Genomic DNA, 1,581 nt, shown 5'->3' on the forward strand with positions numbered 1-1,581 from the left:
AGCGATGGGTTGTGAGGGTATCTATGAGAAAATTGAATACATGGGTGAGGAGAGATTCCGTCCGTGTAGGGTAAGAAAGTCCAACGAGTTCAGTAGTGTGGAACATCAGTTTAAGTTGGATGACGAAAAGAGAATGATTTACGCACCTGCGATGATACCTAACAAACTCATTCGCCGATATGAACCGGGTGAGGGTGAGTATTTTGTTAGATTCAGTAAGGAGGCAATTGAGAGAGGAGCACACAAATTCTTGATGGAGGGTAGAACCTCACCTGAGTTTGTAAATTACGAACATACAGACAAAAAGTTTGACGATATCTATTTGGTGGAAAGTTGGATTGTGGGAGATTCAGGTGATAAGATTTATGACTATGGTTATTCTCAAGAGGATGTACCATCGGGGTCATGGGTCGTAGGATACAAAGTAGATAACGATGAATTATGGAACGATTATGTAAAGAAGGGTCTTATCAAGGCGGTTAGTGTTGAAGGATTATTTGATATGAGTTTCAGTAAAGAGAAAAGTGATGAGTATTTATTGAATGAGGTAATAAACATAATAACTCAAATAAATTAAAATTTTATGAACGCAACAGAAGCAATCAATAAGATTAAAACAATGTTGGGTTTAGAGTTTTCTGTAGAGGAGACTACTGAGTCAGTAGAGGAGAAATTCGCTACAACAGAATTAGAGGACGGAACCAGAGTAACTAACGACAAAGAGGGCGAGTTTGAATTGGGTGACAAAATCTATGTAGTTGGTGATGACGCGATTTTGAGCGACGCACCTGCGGGTGAGCACACTTTAAGAGATGGATATGTAATTGTCGTAGATGAGGAAGCGACACTTATTGAAATCCGTGTTCCTGAGAGTGAGGATGTGGCTGATGTAGTTGAGGAGGCTGAAGCGGCTGCTGAGGAGCAGATGGCTGAGGAAACAGAAAAAACTGAACTAAACTTTGAAGACGAATTGAATACAATCAAAGCGTCAATTGAACAGATGTTAAAAGTTATGGAAGCAACAACTGAGAATTTCAACGAATTGAAAAACGAGGTTGAGGCATTCAAAGCAGCCCCACAACACAAGGGCATTACAGAGAAAAAGAATATCAATCAGAACTTTGCTGATTACAGATTAGGTATTCTAAATAAACATAGAAAATAGATAAAACTTATTAAAATGAAAAAGAATTTCAAGTTTGACTATGACCTAAGCGCACTTTCAAGTTACACAAGAGAAATTTCTGACGAAATCCTTTTGAAAGATGTTTTGGGTCTAACGCTCCCAAGATACGCATCGGTAAGAGCAAACATTCGCGGAACAGAAAAGGTTCCATTTATGACAAATGAATTGGTTTTCCAAAATGGAAAATCGTGCGGTTTTTCACCGACAGGTGACACAAGTATAGACCAAGTCTTAATTGAGACGGCAACTGAAAAAATTAACATGGAATTATGTCCTTACGAACTATATGATGTTTTCTTAACGGAGAGATTGAGACAATCTAATTTCCAAGAGGAAGTACCATTTGAGGTTCAATTGGTTTCTGACATTTCTAACAGAATGGCTAACAGAATGGA

General features: G+C 38.3%; 3 protein-coding genes. All 3 read left to right on the top strand.

All coding sequences use genetic code 11. The features are described 5' to 3' along the window. On the top strand, positions 1 to 577 hold a 577-nt coding region (locus tag WAO31_RS04420; protein WP_509590712.1), incomplete at its 5' end, for an XkdF-like putative serine protease domain-containing protein. A 6-nt stretch (positions 578 to 583) separates the two neighbouring features. Next, positions 584 to 1,165 (top strand): hypothetical protein, encoded by a 582-nt coding sequence (locus tag WAO31_RS04425; protein WP_509590715.1) that lies wholly within the window; start codon positions 584 to 586, stop codon positions 1,163 to 1,165. A gap of 15 nt (positions 1,166 to 1,180) precedes the next feature. Continuing rightward, positions 1,181 to 1,581, top strand: a 401-nt coding sequence (locus WAO31_RS04430) for a hypothetical protein (RefSeq protein ID WP_509590718.1), incomplete at its 3' end; no start/stop codon positions are given.

The sequence above is a fragment of the Rhodoluna sp. genome (genome assembly GCF_049276775.1).
Lineage (GTDB): Bacteria > Actinomycetota > Actinomycetes > Actinomycetales > Microbacteriaceae > Rhodoluna.